Source organism: Streptomyces sp. UC4497 (assembly GCF_054871485.1).
Map to the genome: position 1 here is coordinate 67378 of NZ_JBTYHB010000026.1, position 20356 is coordinate 87733.

Genomic DNA, 20356 nt, shown 5'->3' on the forward strand with positions numbered 1-20356 from the left:
CACTCCTGTAACCCGATCAGCAGCGTGTGTCGGGCTCCCCTTCCGTCAAGTGGTAGGCCGCGCGCGCGTCGAGGAGCAGGGCGACCAGGGCCCGTTCGGACTGACGCAGGGGGACATAGGCCCCGTTGCCCGACTTCTTGACGGTGATGCCGTGAAGCGCCAATTCGTCTTTGAATTCGGCGTATTGCGTCTCGCTCAGCCGGTAGCCGCACGGCGGGTCCTTGATGACCTCCGAGGCCTCGGCGGGGTCGTTGTCCGCACCACCGACATAGATCGGTCCCCGGTCGGTGAAGCCCTTGGCTCGGGCGGCCGTGGTGGCGACCTCGATCGCGCCCCGGTTCTGCGACGCGTACGTGAACAGGCCGCCGAGCGCGGCGAGTTGGGAGTCGCGGCGCCGCTGGTTGACCAGCGCCGGGTCGGCCTCCTCCGCGGGGGTGCCGGGGTCGACACGGCTCTCGATGAGCAGCCCGACGGAGTGCTTGACGCCGGAGACGTTGCGCAGGATGCGCTCCTGCCCGTCCCCCGCGGTCTGCTTGATCGGCTCGCCGGTCTCCGGGTCGGTCCAGATGCCGTACGTGCCGGTGGAGTACCCGGCGTCGCCCGCGGCGGGCCGCACGTGGTCGAGCGACAGCGACTCGGCCTGGTCGTGCACGGCGGGGTCGGTGTTGAGGTTGCGCGGCCAGAGGTCGAACAGGTCCTTGTCGTAGTACTTGGGCGTGGCCCCGTACTCGTGCAGGTCGTAGATGACGTCGGGCTGCCGGTCGCGGATGACGGCGGCCATCGCCCGCGCCTCCGCGGTCTTGAGGGAGATGTGGTCGCGGTTGATGTCGATGCCGTCGGAGTTGCCGCGGGTGTCGGCGGCGTTGCCGTCGGGGTTGGCGGTGGGCACGACGAGCAGGGTCGTACGGGACAGGAAGCGCTGGGTCGCCCTGTCCTTGGTGTAGGCGAGGTCGCGGATCTTCGTCAGGCAGGCCTCGCGGCCCGACGGCTCGTCGCCGTGCTGGGAGCAGATCAGCAGCACGGTGTTGGCCGCCCGGTGGGCTCCGATCCGGACGAGGTTCAGCGGGCGGCCCTGTTTCGTCTCGCCGATCCGGGAGACGGAGACCTTGTCGGAGGCCTGGTCGACGGTGGCGAGGAGCTGCTTCTCCTCGGGCTGGGTGGTCCAGCGGGCGCCGTCGGTCTCCTCGAAGCCGGTGCGGGGCGGGGCGTCGGTGCTGCTCGCGCCGGCCGGGGCCGCCACCACGAGGGGCGCGGCGAGCGCGACGACGGCGGTGGCCAGGGCGAGGGTGCGGGGACGTGCTCTCATCGGGTGCTGCCTCCCGGTACGGGGTGGTCGAGACGGTACGGGCTCACGCCGTCGGCCGCGGACTTTTGGGGGGTGGCGGTGGTGGAGCCGGAGGTGGCGGCCGCGAAGGCCGGGGCGCCGCCGACGACGGGGACGCGGGCCGCGGTGCGGGCGAGGTCGAGGGAGAGGGTCGGCTTGGTGGACGGAGGGTCGATCAGGTCCTTGTCGGTGCCGGCCACGATGAGGGCGAGCCGGTGTCCCTTCGGTACGACGTGGTCGCTCGCGGCGAGGTCGATCGTGAGGGTATAGGGCTTGCCGGGCGTCAGCGCGGAGCCGTGCTTCGGGTTCGTGGAAGTGCCGAGGTCGGCCCAACCCCGACTGAAAACCGTCGAGTTGACGTCGGTGGTCGCGGTCGCGGTGGTCAGGAAGCAGGAGCTGTCGCCGGTGGTGCTCGGCCCCCAGCAGCTGCGGTCGGTGCCGGTCGTGATGCCCTCGCCTGCGCCCGCGTAGTCGCGGATCGTGGCGGGTCCGACGTCGACGAGGACGGCGCTCAGGTGCGCGCTGGACGTCGTCGGGGTCGCGGTGACCGTCACCTTCGAGGAGCCGGACAGGCGCAGGTCCTTGGCCAGCGGGCGGCTGAGGAACCCGGCCTTCTCGGCGGTCGGTTGCTGGATCTTCGCGGCCCAGTCGAGTTCGCCGAGCGCCGGGTTGTCGGTGAAGGTCTCGGTGCCGGAGCCGGTCTTCAGGCCCAGCGTCCCGACGCCGGCCTTGTCGCCCTTGGCGGTGCGCAGCGCGGCGGTTTCGGTGGCGCGCGGCGGCCAGACCTTGTCGGTGGTCCAGCGGTCGGGGGCGCGCTCGATGTCGGCCATCGGCTCACGGTCGATTCCGTTGGCGTAGCCGAGGAGTTCGTGGTCGAACCAGCGGTGCAGGGTGTCGACCCAGGCGCCGCGGCGGAAGTCGAAGGGGTCGACGTGGCCGGTCTGCGCCAGCCAGATCTTGCGGTCGACGCCGTTCTTGGCGAGGGCGTCCCACCACTGGCCGAAGTGCTTGGCGCGGACGTTCAGGTCCTGCATGCCGTGCACGACGAAGACGCTGGCGCGCACGTTGTCGGCGTCCTTGACGTAGTCGCGGTCCTGCCAGAGGCCGGTCCAGTCGCCGGTCCGGGGCGCTTCGTCGACCAGCCGTTTCTGTACGGCGGCGCAGCGCGCCTTCGCGTCCGGGCTCTCGACGTAGTCGGACAGCCACTCGGGGCCCGAGTCGTAGAGCGGGGCGCCCTGTTGGAAGTAGTAGTCGTACCAGGAGGAGATCCCGCCGATCGGCACGATGGTCTCCAGGCCCTCGACGCCGGTCGCGGCGACGCCGTTGGCGACGGTGCCGTCGTAGCTCTTGCCGATCATGCCGGTGCGGCCGTTGGTCCAGTCCGCCTTGGCGCGTTCGCCGCCGGTGCGGGTGGTGTAGCCCTTGGCGCGGCCGTTCAGCCAGTCGACGACGGCCTTCGCGGAGCCGATGTCGTAGGCCCCGCCGACGTCGACGCAGCCGTCGGAGCGGTTGGTGCCGAGCAGGTCGACGCCGACGAACGCGTAGCCGCGGGGCACGAAGTAGTTGTCGTAGAAGAGCGGCATCTGTACGACGTTTCCGTCCGCGTCGTACGTCTTCTTCTGGCTCTCGTTGCCGCGCCCGCAGCAGGAGTAGTACGGGCTGGCATCCATGATCACGGGGATCTTGCGGCCCTGGGCGGCGGGTTCGCGCGGGCGGACGATGTCGACGGCGACCCGGTCGGTCTTCCCGTTGTCGTCCCCGTCGAGCCGGGTGTCGACCCAGACGGACTCGCGGACGGCGTCGGCGTAGGAGTACACGGGCTTGGACTCGGTCGGCCCAGCAGGGGCGGCCGACGCGGTGGCGCCTGCCCCGAGGAGGGCGGACAGCAGGGCGACGGTGACCGCGGCCGCGAGGGTTCTCCAGCGGCGCGGGTGGCGATGGCTGCGTCTGGCAGGTATCGGCATGGCGCGGAAGTTACACGGGTGAACTGCCTTGCGACAGAGGGCCGTAGGCGTGGAAGACAGGTCCGTGGGGTGCAAAGGCACATGTCGGCCAGATGACGATCGTGTGGCTGGTGCGGCCATGGACATGACCGGGGCACGGGGTGCTGAATAAGGTCGTTGTGTCGGCCACGGACGTGATCCGTGCGGGGCCGGCACCCGCCTGACGCCCCCTACGACTTGGAGTTTCCGTGTACCGCAGACTCATCGCCCCCGGCGCACTCGCGGCCTCTCTGCTGCTGGCGATCCCGGCATCGGCCGCGGACTTCCGGCCGGGGGCGTCGGGCATCGGTGATCCCTACTACCCGACGTACGGGAACGGCGGCTACGACGTCTCCCATTACGACCTGCGCCTCAAGTACCAGCCGAAGACGGACCGGTTGGAGGGCACGGCGACGATCCTCGCCTCCTCCACGCAGGACCTGTCGCGCTTCAACCTCGACTTCGGGCTCACGGCGAGCGAGGTCCGGGTGAACGGCAAGAAGGCGAAGTTCGCGAAGTCCGACGAGCAGGAGCTGGAGGTCACCCCGGCGGCCGGGCTGCCGAAGGGCACGCCCTTCACCGTCGTGGTCAAGTACGCGGGCAAGCCGTCCGACGTGAAGCTCTGGGGCTTCACCTCGTGGCAGCGCACCCCGGACGGCGGCGTCGCCGCCAACGAGCCGGAGGCGGCGGCCTGGTGGTTCCCCTCCAACGACCATCCGCTCGACAAGGCCACGTACGACGTGTCGGTCGCGGTGCCGGACGGCACGCAGGCGATCTCCAACGGGACGTTGCAGTCGCAGAGTTCGAAGCTCGGGTGGACACGGTTCAACTGGCGGTCGGCCCATCCGCAGGCCACCTATCTGTCCACCCTGGCGGTGGGCAAGTTCGACATCACGACGGACAAGACCGAGGACGGGCTGCCCGTCGTCAACGCGTACAGCAAGGACCTCGGCGCGAACGAGGGCGCGGCGAAGGCGAGCGTGGAGCGGACGACCGAGGTCGCCGAGTGGCTGGAGTCGGTCTACGGGAAGTATCCGTTCGAGGCGCTGGGCGGGTATGTGCCGAACGTGCCGTCGAGCTTTGCGCTTGAAACGCAGACGCGGCCGTTCTATTCGCCGAAGCAGTTCGCCAATGGGGCCAATGTGTCCGTGGTTGTTCATGAGTTGGCACATCAGTGGTACGGCGACAGCGTCTCGGTGCGTGGGTGGAAGGACATCTGGATCAACGAAGGGTTCGCCCGGTACGCGCAGTGGCTGTGGTCGGAGAAGGAGGGCGAGGGCACGGCCCAGGAGCTCGCCGACTACACGTACGCGCAGCATCCGGCGGACGACGCGTTCTGGACGGTCAAGCCGGGGGATCCGGGGGCGGAGAACCAGTTCGACGCGGCCGTTTACGACCGGGGGGCGTTGGCGATTCAGGCGTTGCGGAATGCCGTTGGCGAGAAGGACTTCTTCGCGATTTTGAAGGGGTGGCCGAAGCAGTACGCGTACAGCAACGCGAGTGTCTCCGACTTTGAGGCGTATGCGGAGAAGGTGTCTGGGGAGCGGTTGGGGTCGCTGTTCGACACGTGGTTGTACGAGCCGTCCAGGCCCGCCGCGCCGGCTGCGCGGGCGGTCGCTGGGCCAGTGCAGCCCAAGTCGTGGAAGCGGATTGCTGCCACGAATGGGGTGCACGGCGGGCATTGATCGCCGCGGCGGGGCTTAAAAGATCGGGGCTCTGCCCCGGACCCCGCTGCTCAATCGCCGCAGGGGCTTGAATTGCCGGCACCGCTTGATGCGTCGGCACCGTTCGATTGGCTCGCCCTTGCCCGTCTCGCCATCGGCAGGTAGCGGAAGCGTTCCGGGAGGCGGGGGGCCACCAGTCGCACCAGTGCCGCGACGTGGCGTAGGCGGCGTTCCTGCCTGGGCGTCCAGGGCAGGCCGATGGCCTCTCTCGCCTCCGGGGGAAGCAGGCCCGTCGAGAGGAAGCTCATGGTGCGGGTCAGGACGGGGCGCAGCAGCGGCCACAGGAGGGTGAGGAGCGGGTGGTGGCCCGGTGGGGGTGGGAGGGGGCGGGAGCGGGCCGTCAGTTCGTCCACCACCGGGTTCCGCTCGATCTCCTGCGCGAGCATCTTGCGGTAGTACGGCCAGAACTCCTCGACCGTCTGCGGCATGTCCCGGTCGTGGATGCCGAGGATGCGGCCGACCATCAGCCACTCCGCGTAGAACCGCTCGTCCTCCTCCGGCGTGAACGGCGTGGCGAAGTAGCGGCGCGCGTAGCGGGAGACGGGGAAGCCGGTGGCGTGCACCCAGGCGTAGTGGGCCGGGGTGAGGGCGTGGTAGCGGCGGCCGTGCGGGTCGGTGCCCTGGATGGTGCGGTGGAGGCGGCGGAGCCTTCGACCTTCTTCGGCTGCCGACTCTCCCCCGTACACCCAGAGCATCACCGAGGTCAGCGAGCGCTCGCCGCGGCCCCAGGGGTCGGTGCGGAACACCGAGTGGTCGTCGACGCCCGCGCCGACGGCCGGGTGTGCGACCTGGAGCACGAACGCGGCGGGCAGTGCGAGCAGGGCGCGGATGTCCCCTGCCGTCTCCCAGAGGATGCCGCCGGGCGGGGGCGGTGGCGGGTCCGGGTCGTGCTGCTTCATGGGGGTGCTGCTCCTCGTGGTGCGTCCGGAGCCTGCGGATCTGTGTTCTACGGGCCTGTGATCAAGTATGCGCGTCCGGACCCGGTGGCCGGCGGCCGTCGTCCGCGTAGCGCTTCGCCAGGTCGGAGGCAAGCTCCGAGACGCAGGTGCACAGGTCCGTGACGGCCTCCGTGGCGGGGGCCGGGCGGCAGGGGACGACGTGGGCCGGGAGCGGGGCCGGGGACGGGGGCGGTTCCGGCGGGTTCGGTTCGGTGGGCGGGCGGCGCCTGCGGGCGGAGGTGATCAACGCCGTCGCCAGGGCCGCGAAGAATGCGGCCAGCTGCCCGATCTTGACTTGTACGTCCCACGGAACCAGCGACATGCCTGTGTCCTACCCGCATGGCACGGGGCCCCAACGCACCGAGTGCGTCGGGGCCCCGTGAAGGAAGGCAGGTGTGCGGGCTCAGTTGCCGTCGGCCACCTTCGTCAGCTCGTCCGACGCTATGCGGTCGACGTTGCGCCGCACCCGGAACCAGCCGATGAAGAGCAGCACCCCGACGACCGGGATCAGCATGAGCGTCTTGCGGCCGGTCTCCTCGTCGTTCCACATGAGGACGAGCACGGAGAGCAGGAAGACGATCGTGACGATCTCCGTGACCGGGGAGAACGGCAGCCGGAACTTCGGGCGCTCGACCAGGCCCTGCTTGGCCCGGCGGACGAAGGCCAGGTGGGCGATCATGATCATGACCCAGGTGCCGATGATGCCGATCGAGGAAACCTCGATGACGATCTCGAACGCCTCGGCGGGCAGCAGGTAGTTCAGGCCGACGCCCAGCACGCCGACGCCCGCGGTGAGCAGGATGCCGCCGAAGGGGACCTGGCTCCTGTTCATCTTGGCGGTGAACTTCGGGGCGGAGCCCGACATGGCCATGGAGCGCAGGATGCGGCCCGTGGAGTAGAGGCCGGAGTTCAGCGAGGACATGGCCGCGGTCAGCACGACCAGGTTCATGATGTCGCCGACGCCGCCGACGCCCAGCTTCGAGAACAGCGTCACGAACGGGCTCTCGCCCGAGGTGTACGACGTGGACGGCAGCAGCAGCGCGAGCAGCAGCACCGAGCCGCAGTAGAACAGGCCGACGCGCCACATGATCGAGTTCACCGCGCGCGGGACGACCTTCTGCGGCTCGGCGGTCTCGCCCGCCGCGACGCCGACCAGTTCGAGGGCCGCGTACGCGAAGACGACACCTTGCATCACGAGGACCACGGCCATGGTGCCGCTGGGCATCCAGCCGCCGTTGTCCGTGATCATGTGCAGGCCCGGGGTGTGGCCGTCGACCGGGTGCTGCGTGGCCACCAGGAAGATGCCCACGAAGAGGAAGGCCACCAGGGTGGCCACCTTGATGATCGAGAACCAGAACTCCATCTCGCCGAAGTACTTCACGGAGACGAGGTTCACGGACAGCACGACCGCGAGCGCGATCAGTGCGAGCACCCACTGCGGGATGCTCGTGAAGGCGCTCCAGTACTGCGTGTAGAGGGCCACGGCGGTGATGTCGGCGATGCCCGTCATCGACCAGTTCAGGAAGTACATCCAGCCGGCGACGTAGGCGCCCTTCTCGCCGAGGAACTCGCGCGCGTACGACACGAAGGAACCGGAAGAGGGCCGGTAGACGACCATTTCACCGAGGGCGCGCACCACGAAGTACGCGAAGATCCCGCAGATCAGATACGCGAAGACGAGGGCGGGGCCCGCGTCGTGAAGCCTGCCTCCGGCACCGAGGAAGAGTCCGGTGCCGATCGCGCCGCCGATGGCGATCATGTTGATGTGGCGGCTCTTGAGGGCCTTGCTGTAGCCGGCGTCGCCCGCGTCGGCGGGCGCCTGGGAGGCATCTGTGCGGGATGCGTCCGTGGCCGTGTTGAGGGCGTCCTTGCTCACGAGGGGGTGTCCACTCTGTGGTGCCCGGCGGCGTGGGGGCCGCCGGGGTCCGGAACGTGCTTCGGTCCGCATCGCCCCTGACGGCGTGCGGACCGAGGGGCACCTTCCCCCAAAGATCGCCCCCACGCGGTGGCGGAGATCACATAGCGGCGCTTCTCACATGACGGGATGCCTCTGGACGTGGAACCGGAGGAGGCGTATAGAGCGTCGATCACTCCTCTTTGGGGCGTCGACCGCCCCTCTTTCCTCTCCCCTTGGGTTTCACAACATCGGTGTGTCAGCAATACTGTTGTACCCGGATCGCGGCGAGAGGCGAAGATGACGACGGACACTGAGGCCCCCACGCTGACCGTCGACGAGCTCGCGGCCCACGCCGGCGTCACGGTCCGCACCATCCGCTTCTACAGCACGCGGGGCCTGCTGCCGCCGCCGGTGATCGGACCGCGCCGGGTAGGGCACTATGGGCCCGACCACGTCGCACGGCTCGCGCTGATCGAGGAGCTCCAGCACCAGGGCATGACGCTGGCCGCGATCGAGCGCTATCTGGAGCAGCTGCCGGCCGACCTGAGCGCACAGGATCTGGCGATCCACCGCGCGGTGGTGGCGAGCTGGGCCCCGGACACCGTCGAGACGCTGTCGCGCGACGAGCTCGAGCGGCGGGCGGGGCGGGCCCTCACCGCATCGGATGTGGAGCGGCTCGCGACGATGGACGTGCTCACGCAGGAGGGCGAGGACACGTTCCGCTGCGACACGGGGCAGCTGCGGCTCGGCGTCCAACTCCTCGACGTACCGCTGTCGTTGGACGCGATCCTGGCCTCGCGCGAGGTGCTGGTGGAGCACTCGCGGGGCGCGGCGCAGGAGCTGGCCCGCCTCTTCAGCTCCGAGGTGTCGCAGAGGGCCGAGCAGGACGTGAAGTCGCTGTCGGCCCATATGCAACCGCTGGTCGTTCAGGCGCTGTTGACGGCGTTCCAGCGCTCACTGAAGGAGGAGCTGCGGGAGGCGTTCCGTACGACGGACCGCCTCCCGTAGACACCGGGTCCCGGCGTCAGTCCTTGAACGTCTCGCCCTTCTCGGCCTTCTCCACGAGCAGCGCGGGCGGCAGGAACCGGTCGCCGTAGCGCTCGGCCAGTTCGCGCGAGCGGGCTACGAATCCGGGCAGGCCGCCCTCGTAGCCGTTGATGTACTGGAGCACGCCGCCGGTCCAGCCGGGGAAGCCGATGCCGAAGATGGAGCCGATGTTGGCGTCGGCGACGGACGTGAGGACGCCCTCCTCGATCAGGCGCACCGTGTCGAGGGACTCCGAGAAGAGCATCCGCTCCTTCATGTCCTCGAACGGGATCTCGGTGCCCGGCTTCGTGAAGTGCTCGCGCAGCCCCGGCCACAGACCGGCGCGCTTGCCGTCCTCGCCGTACTCGTAGAAGCCCGCTCCCCCGCTGCGGCCCGGCCGCCCGAACTCGTCGACCATCCGGTCGATGACGCTCTCGGCCGGGTGCTCCTCCCAGGTGCCGCCGGCCCCGACGATCGCGGCCTTCGTCTCCTCACGGATCTTGCGGGGCAGGGTGAGGGTCAGCTCGTCCATGAGGGAGAGCACCTTGGCCGGGTAGCCGGCCTGGCCCGCCGCCTGCTCGACCGACGCGGGCTCGACGCCCTCGCCGACCATCGCGACGCCCTCGTTGATGAAGTGCCCGATGACGCGCGAGGTGAAGAAGCCGCGCGAGTCGTTGACCACGATGGGCGTCTTGTTGATCTGCCGTACGAGGTCGAAGGCGCGGGCGAGGGCCTCGTCGCCGGTGGCACCGCCCTTGATGATCTCGACGAGCGGCATCTTGTCGACGGGCGAGAAGAAGTGCAGACCGATGAAGTCGGCCTGCCGCTCGACACCCTCGGCGAGGGCGGTGATGGGCAGCGTCGAGGTGTTGGAGCAGAGCAGGGCGTCGGGGGCGACGATGTCCTGGATCTCCTGGAACACCTTGTGCTTGAGCGACGGGTCCTCGAAGACGGCCTCGATGACGGCGTCGCAGCCGGCCACGGCCTGCGGGTCGGAGGCCGTGGTGATGCGGGCGAGCAGCGCGTCCGCCTTCTCCTGGGTGGTGCGGCCGCGCTTGACGGCCTTGGCGCACAGCTTCTCGGAGTACGCCTTGCCCTTGGCGGCGGCCTCGTCCGATACGTCCTTCAGGACCACCTCGATGCCTGCGCGGGCGCAGGAGTAGGCGATGCCCGCGCCCATCATGCCGGCGCCGAGGACGGCGACCTTGTTGACCTTGCGGGGCTCGATGCCCTTGGGGCGGTTGGCGCCCGAGTTCACGGCCTGGAGGTCGAAGAAGAACGCCTGGATCATGTTCTTCGCGGTCTGCCCGGTGACCAGCTCGGTGAAGTAGCGGGCCTCGATCGCGAGGGCGTTCTCGAAGTCGACCTGCGAGCCCTCGACGGCCGCCGCGAGAATGTTTCGGGGCGCGGGGTACGGGGCGCCGTTCAGCTGCTTCTTCAGGTTGGCCGGGAAGGCGGGCAGGTTCGCGGCGAGCTTGGGGCTGGCCGGGGTGCCGCCGGGAATGCGGTAGCCGGGCTTGTCCCAGGGCTGCTGCGACTCCGGGTTGGCGTCGATGAAGGCACGGGCCTTCTCGATCATCTCCTCGCGGGTGGCGGCCACTTCGTGGATCAGGCCGTTCTCCAGGGCGCGCTGCGGAGCGTACTGGGTGCCCTGGAGCAGCACCTTGAGGAGCGCGTCGGCGATGCCCATGAGGCGGACGGTGCGGGTGACGCCGCCGCCCGCGGGGAGCAGGCCGAGCGTGACCTCGGGGAGGCCGATCTTCGAGCCCGGCGCGTCGAGGGCGACGCGGTGGTGGCTGGCGAGCGCGATCTCGTAACCGCCGCCCAGGGCCGCGCCGTTGATGGCCGCGACGACGGGCTTGCCGAGGGTCTCGATGCGGCGCAGCGAGTTCTTGATGCCGAGGCCGGTCTCGAAGACGGACTGGGCGTCCTCCGGTCCTGCCTTCATCATGTCCTTGAGGTCACCGCCCGCGAAGAAGGTCTTCTTGGCGGAGGTGTAGATGAACCCGCGGATCGAGTCGGGGTTCGCGGCCAGCTCGGCCTCGGCGCGGTCGGCGATCGCGGCGATGGAGTCCTTGAACGCCTGGTTCATGGTGTTCGCGGACTGGTTGGGGTCGTCCAGGACGAGCGTGACGACGCCGGTGTCGTCCTGTTCCCAGCGGATGGTCGTGCTCTGCGTCATGGCTTTCGTCTCCGTGAAGTCTGGTGCGGCGGTTGGCTGTTGGGGTGGGGCGCCCTGCTGGGCGACTACGCGGAGACGCGCTCCACGATCGTGGCGATGCCCATGCCGCCGCCCACGCACAGCGTGGCCAGGCCGTACCGCTTGTCCTGGCGCTCAAGTTCGTCGACGAGGGTGCCGAGGATCATCGCGCCGGTCGCGCCCAGCGGGTGACCGAGGGCGATGGCGCCGCCGTTGACGTTGACCTTGTCCAGGGACAGGCCCATGTCCTTCACGAAGCGCAGCACGACCGCCGCGAACGCCTCGTTGATCTCGACGAGGTCGATGTCGTCGATGGTCAGGCCCGCCTTGGCGAGCGCCTTGCGCGACGCGGGCGCGGGGCCCGTGAGCATGATGGTCGGCTCGGAGCCGGAGACCGCGACGGAGACGATGCGGGCGCGCGGCGTGAGGTCGTAGCGCTCGCCGACCTCACGGGAGCCGATGGCGACGAGCGAGGCGCCGTCGACGATGCCGGAGGAGTTGCCCGCGTGGTGCACGTGGTCGATCTGCTCGACCCAGTGGTACTTCTGCAGCGCCACCGCGTCGAAGCCGCCCAGGTCGCCGATGTCCTTGAACGAGGGCTTCAGCTTGCCGAGCGAATCGGCCGTCGTGCCCGGACGCAGGTGCTCGTCGTGGTCGAGCACGGTGAGCCCGCTGCGGTCCTTGACCGGCACGATCGAGCGCGAGAACCGGCCGTCCTTCACGGCGGCGGCCGCTCGCTCCTGCGACATGGCGGCGTACTCGTCGACGTCGCGCCGCGAGAAGCCCTCGATGGTGGCGATGAGGTCGGCGCCGATGCCCTGCGGCACGAACCCGGTCTCGTAGGAGGTCATCGGGTCCATCGCCCAGGCGCCGCCGTCCGAGCCCATCGGCACGCGCGACATCGACTCGACGCCGCCCGCGAGGACGAGATCCTCCCAGCCCGAACGGACCTTCATCGCCGCCAGGTTGACGGCCTCCAGGCCCGAGGCACAGAAGCGGTTCTCCTGCACGCCGGCCACCGTGTCGGGCAGTCCGGCCGCGATGGCGGCGATGCGCGCGATGTCGGAGCCCTGGTCGCCGATAGGGCCTACGACGCCGAGCACGATGTCGTCGATGGCGGCCGGGTCGAGGTCGGGGAAGCGGGTCCGCAGCTCGTGGATCAGGCCGACGACGAGGTCGATCGGCTTGGTGCCGTGCAGGGAGCCGTTGGCCTTGCCGCGGCCGCGCGGGGTGCGGATCGCGTCGTATACGTACGCGTCTGTGGTCACGGGAGGTGCCTTTCGAAGAGGGGCCGTACAGGGGTGACGAAGAGGGGTCGGTCAGGCCAGGTCAGGCCAGCAGCGAGCGTCCGATGATCTCCTTCATGATCTCGGTCGTGCCGCCGTAGATGGTCTGGATGCGTCCGTCGGTGAACGCCTTCGCGACGGGGTACTCGGTCATGTACCCGTATCCGCCGTGCAGTTGGAGGCAGCGGTCGGCGACCCGCTTCTGCAGTTCGGTCGCCCACCACTTCGCCATGGAGGCGTGCACGGCGTCGAGCTGCCCGTCCGAGTGGTCCTCGATGCAGCGGTCGAGGAACGTGCGGGTGACGGCGCACTCGGTGGCCATCTCCGCGATCTCGAAGCGGATGTGCTGCTTCGTGGAGAGCGGGCGCCCGAAGGCCTCGCGCTCCTTCACGTACTGGGTGGTGATCTCCAGGAGGTGCTCGGCGGCGGCGATCGCGGCGACGGCGATGCCCATGCGCTCCTGCGCGAGGTTCGTCATCAGGTGGATGAACGCGCCGTTGAGCTCGCCGAGCAGGTTCTCCTTCGGGACGCGGACGTCGTTGAAGAACAGCTCGGCGGTGTCCTGGGCCTTCTGGCCGATCTTGTCGAGGTTGCGGCCGCGCTCGAAGCCCTCCATGCCGCGCTCGACGACGAGCAGGGAAAGACCGTGCGCGCCGCCCTCGGGCGTCGTCTTGGCGACGACGATCACCAGGTCGGCGAGGATCCCGTTGGAGATGAAGGTCTTCGAGCCGTTGAGCAGCCAGTGGTCGCCCTTGTCCTCGGCGGTGGTGCGGATGCCCTGGAGGTCGGATCCGGCGCCGGGCTCGGTCATGGCGATGGCGCTGATGATCGAGCCCTCGCAGAAGCCGGGCAGCCAGCGCCGCTTCTGCTCCTCGGTGGCGAGCGAGGTCAGGTACGGGCCGATGATGTCGTTGTGCAGGCCGACGGCGAGGCCGGAGGCGCCCGCGCGCGTGAACTCCTCGGCGAGCACGGCGGGGTAGCGGAAGTCGGCGTTGCCGCCGCCCCCGAACTCCTCGGGCACGGCGAGCCCGAGCAGGCCCTGGCGTCCGGCGGCGAGCCAGGCCTCGCGCGAGACGACGCCGTCCTTCTCCCACTGCTCGTAGTGCGGCGTCACCTCCTTGGCGAGGAAGGTGCGCACGGTCTCGCGGAACGCCTCGTGCTCGGCGCTGAACAGGCGTCGTTCCATGCTCGCGATCAACTGCCTTTCGTGGTGGGCTCGTTCAGGGCCGGTACGTCCCAGTCGCGGGCGACGTCGGTGGTGTCGGCGCCGGGCTGGGCGGGGCCCGAGTGGACGCTGGTGGGGGTGTCGGAGAAGCGGGGCGCGGGCGCCGGCTGGGTGAGGCCGCCGTGGTCGACGAAGGTGCCGCGGGCGGCGAGGTGCGGGTGGTGCGGGGCCTCGCCGAGGGAGAGCACGGGTGCCACGCAGGCGTCCGAGCCCTCGAAGACGGCCGCCCATTCGTCCCGCGTACGTTCCTTGAAGCGGGCGGCGACGGCGGCGCGCAGCTCGTCCCAGCGCCCCAGGTCGCCCCGGGCCGCGGCCACCTCGCCGAGGCCGAGCAGCTCGGCGAACTCGGCGTAGAACTGCTGCTCCAGGGCGCCGACCGCCATGTACTTGCCGTCGGCGGTCTCGTACGTGCCGTAGAACGGGGCGCCGCCGTCGAGGAGGTTGGCGGCGCGCCGGTCCTGCCAGCCGCCAGCGGCGAGCATGCCGTGGATCATCGTGCTGAGGTGCGCGGTGCCGTCGACGATCGCGGCGTCGACGACCTGTCCCGTGCCGGTGTCGCGGGCGTGGTGCAGGGCGGCGAGGACGCCGACGACCAGGTAGAGCGAGCCGCCCGCGTAGTCGCCGAGCAGGTTCGCGGGGGCCACCGGCGGCCGGTCGGGGTCGCCGGTCAGGCCGAGGGCGCCGGTCAGCGCGATGTAGCCGATGTCGTGGCCCGCGCGCTGGGCGAGCGGGCCCTCCTGGCCCCAGCCGGTCATCCGGCCGTAGACCAGCTTCGGGTTGCGGGCGCGGCAGTCCTCGGGCCCGACGCCGAGCCGCTCGGCGACTCCCGGCCGGTATCCCTCGATCAACACGTCGGCGCGCGCGGCGAGTTGCAGCACCCGCTCGGCGCCGTCCTCGGCCTTCAGATCGACGACCACGGAACGCTTGTTGCGGTTCGTGACGTCGTACTCCGGGGGAACCCCGAGCGCCTGCCCGCCGGGCCGGTCGACGCGTACGACGTCGGCCCCGAGGTCGGCGAGGAGCATCGCGGCGAAGGGGCCGGGGCCGATCCCGGCCAGCTCCACCACGCGCACTCCGGCGAGCGGGCCGCCCCGCCGGGCGCCGCTTTCCGTTCCTGCCACTGCCATCCCGCCACGCCCCCAGCTTGTGACACAACTGATGTAACACCATTGATGCTATGAACCCGTCCCGCTCAGCACAAGCCCCCGGCAAGCAAGCGCTTAGCCAATTTCCGCCACGCGCGGGCGCCCGGTACCGGCCGTTCCGCCCCGGGCGGCACAAGTGGCGACCTCCCTTCCGGTGACCACCCGAACGAAGGGGGTATTCGGTGACTTCTGACGGAAGTTGTCCGATCTGTGGAGGGAGACAAAACAGTGCACAGCAGGCGAATGATGGCACTGACACTGGTCACCGGAATCACGGCTCTGGGACTCCTGGGCTGCGGAGGGGACAAGGAGTCGTCGGACGAACCCTTCGCCGGCAAGAGCGCGGACCGGATAGCGGCCGACGCGGTGAAGGCCACACGGCAGGCCGAATCGATGCACGTCAAGGGCACCACGCAGCAGAAGGCCGGCGGACAGCTCACCGTCGACCTCACCGTGGACCAGCGCAAGAACTGCGAAGGCACCGTCAAGATGGCCGGGACGACGGCCGACGTGCGCCATCTCGACGGCACGCTCTACTTACGGGGCGACGAGAAGTACTGGCAGGCGACGCTGAAGGAGCAGCCCGGGGCCACGAAGATGGTGCCGAAGCTCAAGGACAAGTGGGTGAAGACCCCGGCCGACGACGCGATGACCCAGGGCCTGTGCGACAAGCAGGGCCTTGTCGCGTCGATGGACGAGGACAAGTCCGAGCGCCAGGGGATGAAGAAGAGCGGGACGACGAGCGTCGACGGCACGAAGGCGGTCCGGCTCACGAAGAAGACCTCCGGGGGCGAGACGCTGTCGCTCTACGTCGCCGCCGAGGGCAAGCCGTACATCCTGCGCACCACGTCGACCGGCGGCCAGAACCCGAACAGCGCCACCTTCAGCGACTACGGCAAGGCCGTGCGCCCGCAGGAGCCCTCGTCCGACGAGACCGTCGACCTGAAGCAGCTCGCCGGCGCGGCCCAACGCGCCTGACCCGGCCCCGTCGCCCCGGCAACATGGGGCCCCCACCGACCTCGCCGCACCGTCCACGCTAGCCTCGGCCACCGACAACGGCACGCGACGCAGGTGATGGGTGGCATGAACGAGTCAAGCAGGACGTACGACGTGGTGCTGTTCGGGGCGACGGGGTTCGTGGGGGTGCTCACCGCCGAGTACCTCGCGGCCAACGCGCCCGAGGGACTGCGGTGGGCGATCGCCGGGCGTGACACCACGAAGCTGGAGCGGCTGCGCGAACGGCTGACCGAGATCAACCCGGAGTGCGCGGTGCTCCCGCTGGTGCGCGTGGACGTCGCCGAGCGGGCGTCGGTGCGCGAACTGGCCGTCAACACACGGGTGGTGGCGACGACCGTGGGCCCGTACCTGGAGTACGGCGAGGGGCTCGTCGCCGCGTGCGCGAGCGCGGGCACCGACTACGTGGACCTCACGGGCGAGCCGGAGTTCGTGGACCTCATGTACGTCCGCCACGACGCCCTCGCGCGCGACACCGGCGCCCGCATCGTGCACGCCTGCGGGTTCGACTCCATCCCGCACGACCTGGGCGCGTACTACACGGTCAAGCAGCTGCCGGAGGGCGTGCCGCTGCGCGTCGACGGCTTCGTGCGGTCGAACGCGACGCTCTCCGGCGGCACGTTCGCGTCCGCCCTGAACCAGTTCTCACGGGCCCGGCAGATGCTCGCCGCGCAAGCGGACCGGCGCCGCCACGAGCCCCGCCCGATCGACCGCACGGCGTACGCGCCGACCGGCACCCCGCACTACGCCAAGGAGATCGGCGCGTGGGCCCTGCCGCTGCCGACGATCGACCCGCAGGTGGTGCAGCGCTCGGCGCGGGCCCTCAAGCGCTACGGCCCCGACTTCCGCTACCGGCACTACGCGGCCGTGAAGACGCTGCCGTTCGCGGTGGGCGGCGTGGTCGGCATGAGCACCCTGTTCGCTGCGGCCCAAGTGCCGCCGGTGCGGCGGTGGTTGAGCGGACGGCTTAAGCCGGGGGACGGTCCCGACGAGGCGCGCCGGGCCAAGAGCTGGTTCTCGGTGCGGTTCGTGGGCGAGGGCGGCGGGCGCCGCGTCTACACGGAGGTGTCCGGCGGCGACCCCGGTTACGCGGAGACCGCGAAGATGCTCGCCGAGTCCGCGATCTGCCTCGTACGCGACGAACTCCCGGACACCGCGGGGCAGGTGACCACCGCGGAGGCGATGGGCGACGCCCTCATCGAGCGGCTGACGAAGGCCGGGATCACGTTCCGGGTCGCGGCCGAACGCTGACCTCGGCCAGCGCGTCCCGGCACAGGCGGTCGGCCCGGCGGGTCGTCTCCGGGACGCGGTACTTCGGCGTGAGCGACAACGCGTGCGCGCACGCGTTGTCGAGCGAGACCCGGTGACCCACGGACACGTACACCGGTTTCACGCCGTCCTGGGTGCGCAGCGCGCGGCCGACCTCCTCGTCGCCGTCGAGCAGCGCCGCCGCGCTCCCCCGCTCCTCGCCCAACTCGCCGTGGGAGAAGACGAACGGGTTCTTCGCGACGCCCATGGTGGGCAGCCCGGTGAGCACCCCCAGGTGGCTCGCGAGCCCGAAGCGGCGCGGGTGCGCGAGCCCGTAGCCGTCGCAGACCACGAGCCCGGGGTCGACGGTCAGCGCCTCCAGCGCGCCCACGACCGCCGGGATCTCGCGGAACGCCAACAGCCCGGGAACGTAAGGGAAGGCGACCTCCCCGACGGCCGTCGCCTCCTCGACCACGTCGAGCGTCGCCCCGTCCAGGACGACGGCGGCCGCGGCGACGACGCCCCGCCCGTCGTCGTACGCGACGTCGATCCCGGTGACCGCCCCGGCGCCGGGCGGCGGCCCGACCTCGTCGCGTACGACGCGGTCGCGCAGCGCGTCCTGCATGCCGCGCGCCGCGCCCTCGTCCGCCGGCCAGCCGTCGGGAACCCCCGTGATCGTCGCCATGGCCCGAGCCTAGAACAGGCTCAACGGGCCTTCGGCACCACCGCTTCCCGCTTGAACGCCCACTCCATCCTCGGCTCCATCACGAACCGGAACGTCCGCTGCACCGGTGGTGTGCACAGCGCGGTGATCACGGTCGCCGCGATGAGTGTCACCACGATCTCGCCCCACGGGGTGTGCACCCAGTCGACCTCGTACCAGTCCCAGAAGCGGGAGCCCTTGGCGAGGAAGCCGTGCAGCAGATAGCCGTAGAGCGTCCCCGCACCGAGCGCCGTGAACCAGAGCATGCGCCCCGGCACCCACGCGAAGAAGCACGCGACGAGGATGGCCGAGCAGCCGAACATGGCCAGCGTCATGGCCACTCCGGTCCAGCCGGGAGCGCCCAACTCCTGGGCGCTGTCGCGGCGGTAGAACCAGGCCGCGTTCATCCGCGGCACCGCCCAGTACGCGAACAGGAGGGCCGCCGCGAAGACCGGCACCGCGAGGATCCGCGTCTCCTTGCGGCGCACCAGCTGGAAGTGCTCCGGCTTCAGGCACAGGCCGAGCACGAAGAACGGCAGGAACTGCAGGACGCGTTGCAGGTCCAGGTCGTCGCCGATGCTGGGCGAGACGGAGGCGAGCGCCGCGATGGCGAGCGCCACCGGCAGCGGCCACCGGATCACCTTCCACAGCGGCGTGGTCAGCCGCCAGACGAAGAGCGCGATCAGGAACCAGGTCAGGTACCAGGGGTCGAGCAGGCTGATCGGATAGCCCGGGTCGTCGCCCGCCGTCCGCTTGAAGAAGGTGTAGGCGACCTCGAAGACGACGTAGGGCACGGCGACGCCCGTGATCAGCCGCTTCAGCCGGCCGGGGCTCGCGTCGAAGGAGCGCGAGAAGTAGCCGGAGATCACGATGAACGCCGGCATGTGGAACGCGTAGACCGTGGTGTAGAGCGCGGCAGCCGCGCGACTGTCGTCGCGCAGCGGCTCCCATGCGTGTCCCATCGCGACGAGCACGATCGCCAGGTACTTGGCGTTGTCGTGGAACGCGTCCCGGCCCTTGGCCGCCCTCACCTCCGTACGGGCCGGGGCGGTCGTCAGGCTCACAGGTGGCGGGTGATCGCGGGCATCAGGTCCTGGAAGGTCAGGCCCGCCGCCGGCTCCCCGATCGCTCTCAGCTTCCAGCCGGCGCCCTCGCGCTGGACCTTGGCCATGATCTGCGCGGTGTGGCCGCCGCCGCCCGCGAGGGTGTAGCGGGCGAGCTCCTGACCGGTGGTCTCGTCGACGAGGCGGCAGTGCGCGCTGCCGACCTCGGCGAAGGTCTGCCCGGTGAACGAGTTCACGGTGAAGACGATCTGGTCCACCTCGCGCGGGACGCGCGGGAGTTCCACGGTGATGGACTCGTCGTCGGCCTGCCCGGTGCCGCCCACGAGGTTGTCGCCGCTGTGCCGCACCGAGCCGTCCTCGCTGACGAGGTGACGGAAGAAGACGACGTCGACGTGGCTCTGCCCGGCGAAGAGCACGGCCGAGGCGTCGAGGTCGATCTCACGGGTGCCGGTCAGCTTGGCGAGGAAGCCCTTTCGGGGCGCGGCCTGCCAGCCGAGTCCCATCCGTACGACGGTCAGGGCGTCGCCGGAGTCCTTGCTGAGGCTGATCTGCTGGCCCTTGGCCAGGTTCACGGACATGCTGCGGTGCTTTCTGGTCGGCCGGTCGGTCGGGTTCGTACGGGCGCCGCCCACCCGCTGGAGCGGGGCGGGCGGCGCCGGAACGGCGCGTGCCTCAGACGTTGACGCCGAAGTCCTGCGCGATGCCGGCGAGGCCCGAGGCGTAGCCCTGGCCCACGGCGCGGAACTTCCACTCCGCCCCGTGCCGGTACAGCTCGCCGAAGACCATCGCGGTCTCGGTGGAGGCGTCCTCGGAGAGGTCGTAACGGGCGATCTCGGCGCCGCCCGCCTGGTTCACGACGCGGATGAACGCGTTGCGGACCTGGCCGAAGCTCTGGCCGCGCGGCTCGGCGTCGTGGATCGACACGGGAAAGACCACCTTGTCGATCTCGGCGGGCACCCCGGCGAGATTCACCTTGATGCTCTCGTCGTCGCCCTCGCCCTCACCGGTGAGGTTGTCGCCGGTGTGCTCGACGGAGCCGTCCGGGCTGGTGAGGTTGTTGTAGAAGACGAAGTGCTTGTCCGAGAGCACCTTCCCGGACGCGTCGCACAGCAGGGCGCTCGCGTCGAGGTCGTAATCGGTGCCCGTCGTCGTGCGCACGTCCCAGCCCAGGCCGACCGTCACCGCGGTCAGGCCCGGCGCCTCCTTGCTGAGCGAGACATTGCCGCCCTTGCCCAGGGAAACTCCCACAGCTGCTACCTCCACATCATTTCCAACACTTGCGCAATACTTAAAGCGGCCTGCCCGAAAGCGTCCGCTCAGAGCGGTGCCGCGGTCTCGTCGCTCTCCTTCATGGCCTTCGTCTCGCTCTTGAGAATGCGCAAAGACTTGCCCAGGGAGCGTGCGGTGTCCGGCAGCTTCTTGGACCCGAAGAGCACGATGATCACGACGCCCAGGACCAACAGGTGCCAGGGCTCCAGTGCGTTGCGGAACATGGCGTCCACCTCTTGCCGTGGTCGGACCGCGGCCGGGGTGGACGTGCCACCCCCACAGCCGCGCTTGCTACATTGCGCAACTGTACA

General features: G+C 70.1%; 17 protein-coding genes and 1 pseudogene. 4 read left to right on the forward strand and 14 right to left on the reverse strand.

The features are described 5' to 3' along the window. Window positions 1–16: 16 nt before the first annotated feature. Entirely contained in the window at window positions 17–1306 is a 1290-nt protein-coding gene (locus ACYSUO_RS29415; RefSeq protein WP_461779264.1) for a M14 family metallopeptidase, read from the reverse strand. Further along, window positions 1303–3288 carry a Xaa-Pro dipeptidyl-peptidase gene (locus ACYSUO_RS29420; RefSeq protein WP_461779265.1) on the reverse strand — a complete coding sequence of 662 codons (1986 nt, stop codon included), beginning with the start codon at window positions 3286–3288 and terminating at the stop codon, window positions 1303–1305. The genes ACYSUO_RS29415 and ACYSUO_RS29420 overlap by 4 nt, the downstream gene beginning before the upstream one ends. A gap of 227 nt (window positions 3289–3515) precedes the next feature. On the opposite strand from ACYSUO_RS29420, the gene ACYSUO_RS29425 reads away from it, so the two are divergent. Further along, complete coding sequence (locus tag ACYSUO_RS29425) at window positions 3516–4991, forward strand: M1 family metallopeptidase (RefSeq protein WP_461779266.1); 1476 nt, start codon at window positions 3516–3518, stop codon at window positions 4989–4991. Window positions 4992–5041: 50 nt separating this feature from the next. On the opposite strand, the gene ACYSUO_RS29430 is transcribed toward ACYSUO_RS29425, so the two are convergent. The 3 genes from ACYSUO_RS29430 to ACYSUO_RS29440 all read right to left on the reverse strand — a co-directional run bounded on the left by ACYSUO_RS29430 (window position 5042) and on the right by ACYSUO_RS29440 (window position 7844). Further along, on the reverse strand, window positions 5042–5929 hold the full coding sequence (locus tag ACYSUO_RS29430) for an oxygenase MpaB family protein (protein WP_461779267.1): 888 nt from the start codon (window positions 5927–5929) through the stop codon (window positions 5042–5044). A gap of 61 nt (window positions 5930–5990) precedes the next feature. Next, complete coding sequence (locus ACYSUO_RS29435; protein WP_461779268.1) at window positions 5991–6290, reverse strand: hypothetical protein; 300 nt, start codon at window positions 6288–6290, stop codon at window positions 5991–5993. Between the two features lie 81 nt (window positions 6291–6371). After that, window positions 6372–7844, reverse strand: a complete 1473-nt coding sequence (locus ACYSUO_RS29440; protein WP_461779269.1) for an amino acid permease — start codon at window positions 7842–7844, stop codon at window positions 6372–6374. A 318-nt stretch (window positions 7845–8162) separates the two neighbouring features. Here ACYSUO_RS29440 and ACYSUO_RS29445 point away from each other — a divergent pair, with 318 nt between their 5' ends. Beyond that, the gene (locus ACYSUO_RS29445) at window positions 8163–8873 is read left to right on the forward strand and encodes a MerR family transcriptional regulator (RefSeq protein WP_461779270.1); all 711 of its coding nucleotides are present in this window, start codon (window positions 8163–8165) and stop codon (window positions 8871–8873) included. A 16-nt stretch (window positions 8874–8889) separates the two neighbouring features. Here the strand turns inward: ACYSUO_RS29445 and ACYSUO_RS29450 are convergent, their stop codons facing one another. The 4 genes from ACYSUO_RS29450 to ACYSUO_RS29465 all read right to left on the reverse strand — a co-directional run bounded on the left by ACYSUO_RS29450 (window position 8890) and on the right by ACYSUO_RS29465 (window position 14729). Next, window positions 8890–11073: a 3-hydroxyacyl-CoA dehydrogenase NAD-binding domain-containing protein gene (locus ACYSUO_RS29450; protein WP_461779271.1), complete on the reverse strand. Its 2184-nt coding sequence runs from the start codon at window positions 11071–11073 to the stop codon at window positions 8890–8892. 65 nt (window positions 11074–11138) lie between these two features. Further along, window positions 11139–12359 (reverse strand): acetyl-CoA C-acetyltransferase, encoded by a 1221-nt coding sequence (locus tag ACYSUO_RS29455; protein ID WP_461779272.1) that lies wholly within the window; start codon window positions 12357–12359, stop codon window positions 11139–11141. A gap of 61 nt (window positions 12360–12420) precedes the next feature. Beyond that, window positions 12421–13563 (reverse strand): acyl-CoA dehydrogenase family protein, encoded by a 1143-nt coding sequence (locus tag ACYSUO_RS29460; protein ID WP_461779273.1) that lies wholly within the window; start codon window positions 13561–13563, stop codon window positions 12421–12423. Window positions 13564–13571: 8 nt separating this feature from the next. After that, window positions 13572–14729 carry a CaiB/BaiF CoA transferase family protein gene (locus tag ACYSUO_RS29465; protein ID WP_461779274.1) on the reverse strand — a complete coding sequence of 386 codons (1158 nt, stop codon included), beginning with the start codon at window positions 14727–14729 and terminating at the stop codon, window positions 13572–13574. Between the two features lie 246 nt (window positions 14730–14975). Between ACYSUO_RS29465 and ACYSUO_RS29470 the strand changes: the two genes are divergently transcribed. Together ACYSUO_RS29470 and ACYSUO_RS29475 are read left to right on the forward strand one after the other, a co-directional pair. Beyond that, window positions 14976–15725 carry a hypothetical protein gene (locus ACYSUO_RS29470; protein ID WP_461779275.1) on the forward strand — a complete coding sequence of 250 codons (750 nt, stop codon included), beginning with the start codon at window positions 14976–14978 and terminating at the stop codon, window positions 15723–15725. A 105-nt stretch (window positions 15726–15830) separates the two neighbouring features. Then, entirely contained in the window at window positions 15831–17012 is a 1182-nt protein-coding gene (locus tag ACYSUO_RS29475) for a saccharopine dehydrogenase family protein (RefSeq protein ID WP_461779276.1), read from the forward strand. On the opposite strand, the gene ACYSUO_RS29480 is transcribed toward ACYSUO_RS29475, so the two are convergent. From ACYSUO_RS29480 to tatA, 5 genes and pseudogenes are all read right to left on the reverse strand, one after another. Next, complete coding sequence (locus tag ACYSUO_RS29480; protein WP_461779277.1) at window positions 16984–17694, reverse strand: endonuclease V; 711 nt, start codon at window positions 17692–17694, stop codon at window positions 16984–16986. The two genes, ACYSUO_RS29475 and ACYSUO_RS29480, sit on opposite strands and share 29 nt — an antisense overlap. A 20-nt stretch (window positions 17695–17714) precedes the next feature. Next, window positions 17715–18776 (reverse strand): acyltransferase family protein, encoded by a 1062-nt coding sequence (locus ACYSUO_RS29485; RefSeq protein WP_461779278.1) that lies wholly within the window; start codon window positions 18774–18776, stop codon window positions 17715–17717. After that, window positions 18773–19354, reverse strand: a complete 582-nt coding sequence (locus ACYSUO_RS29490; RefSeq protein ID WP_461779279.1) for a TerD family protein — start codon at window positions 19352–19354, stop codon at window positions 18773–18775. Before ACYSUO_RS29490 ends, ACYSUO_RS29485 begins: the two co-directional genes overlap by 4 nt. A gap of 94 nt (window positions 19355–19448) precedes the next feature. Further along, window positions 19449–20024 carry a TerD family protein gene (locus ACYSUO_RS29495; protein WP_267068449.1) on the reverse strand — a complete coding sequence of 192 codons (576 nt, stop codon included), beginning with the start codon at window positions 20022–20024 and terminating at the stop codon, window positions 19449–19451. 83 nt (window positions 20025–20107) lie between these two features. Then, window positions 20108–20269, reverse strand: a pseudogene (tatA, locus tag ACYSUO_RS29500) (Sec-independent protein translocase subunit TatA); the annotation flags it as partial. Window positions 20270–20356: the final 87 nt, after the last annotated feature.

Excerpts from the sequence above, each read along its gene's own strand:
- ACYSUO_RS29415 (WP_461779264.1), bottom strand. The coding sequence starts at position 1,306 with ATGAGAGCACGTCCCCGCACCCTCGCCCTGGCCACCGCCGTCGTCGCG.
- ACYSUO_RS29420 (WP_461779265.1), bottom strand. The coding sequence starts at position 3,288 with ATGCCGATACCTGCCAGACGCAGCCATCGCCACCCGCGCCGCTGGAGA.
- ACYSUO_RS29430 (WP_461779267.1), bottom strand. The coding sequence starts at position 5,929 with ATGAAGCAGCACGACCCGGACCCGCCACCGCCCCCGCCCGGCGGCATC.
- ACYSUO_RS29435 (WP_461779268.1), bottom strand. The coding sequence starts at position 6,290 with ATGTCGCTGGTTCCGTGGGACGTACAAGTCAAGATCGGGCAGCTGGCC.
- ACYSUO_RS29445 (WP_461779270.1), top strand. The coding sequence starts at position 8,163 with ATGACGACGGACACTGAGGCCCCCACGCTGACCGTCGACGAGCTCGCG.
- ACYSUO_RS29450 (WP_461779271.1), bottom strand. The coding sequence starts at position 11,073 with ATGACGCAGAGCACGACCATCCGCTGGGAACAGGACGACACCGGCGTC.
- ACYSUO_RS29460 (WP_461779273.1), bottom strand. The coding sequence starts at position 13,563 with ATGGAACGACGCCTGTTCAGCGCCGAGCACGAGGCGTTCCGCGAGACC.
- ACYSUO_RS29465 (WP_461779274.1), bottom strand. The coding sequence starts at position 14,729 with ATGGCAGTGGCAGGAACGGAAAGCGGCGCCCGGCGGGGCGGCCCGCTC.
- ACYSUO_RS29475 (WP_461779276.1), top strand. The coding sequence starts at position 15,831 with ATGAACGAGTCAAGCAGGACGTACGACGTGGTGCTGTTCGGGGCGACG.
- ACYSUO_RS29480 (WP_461779277.1), bottom strand. The coding sequence starts at position 17,694 with ATGGCGACGATCACGGGGGTTCCCGACGGCTGGCCGGCGGACGAGGGC.
- ACYSUO_RS29490 (WP_461779279.1), bottom strand. The coding sequence starts at position 19,354 with ATGTCCGTGAACCTGGCCAAGGGCCAGCAGATCAGCCTCAGCAAGGAC.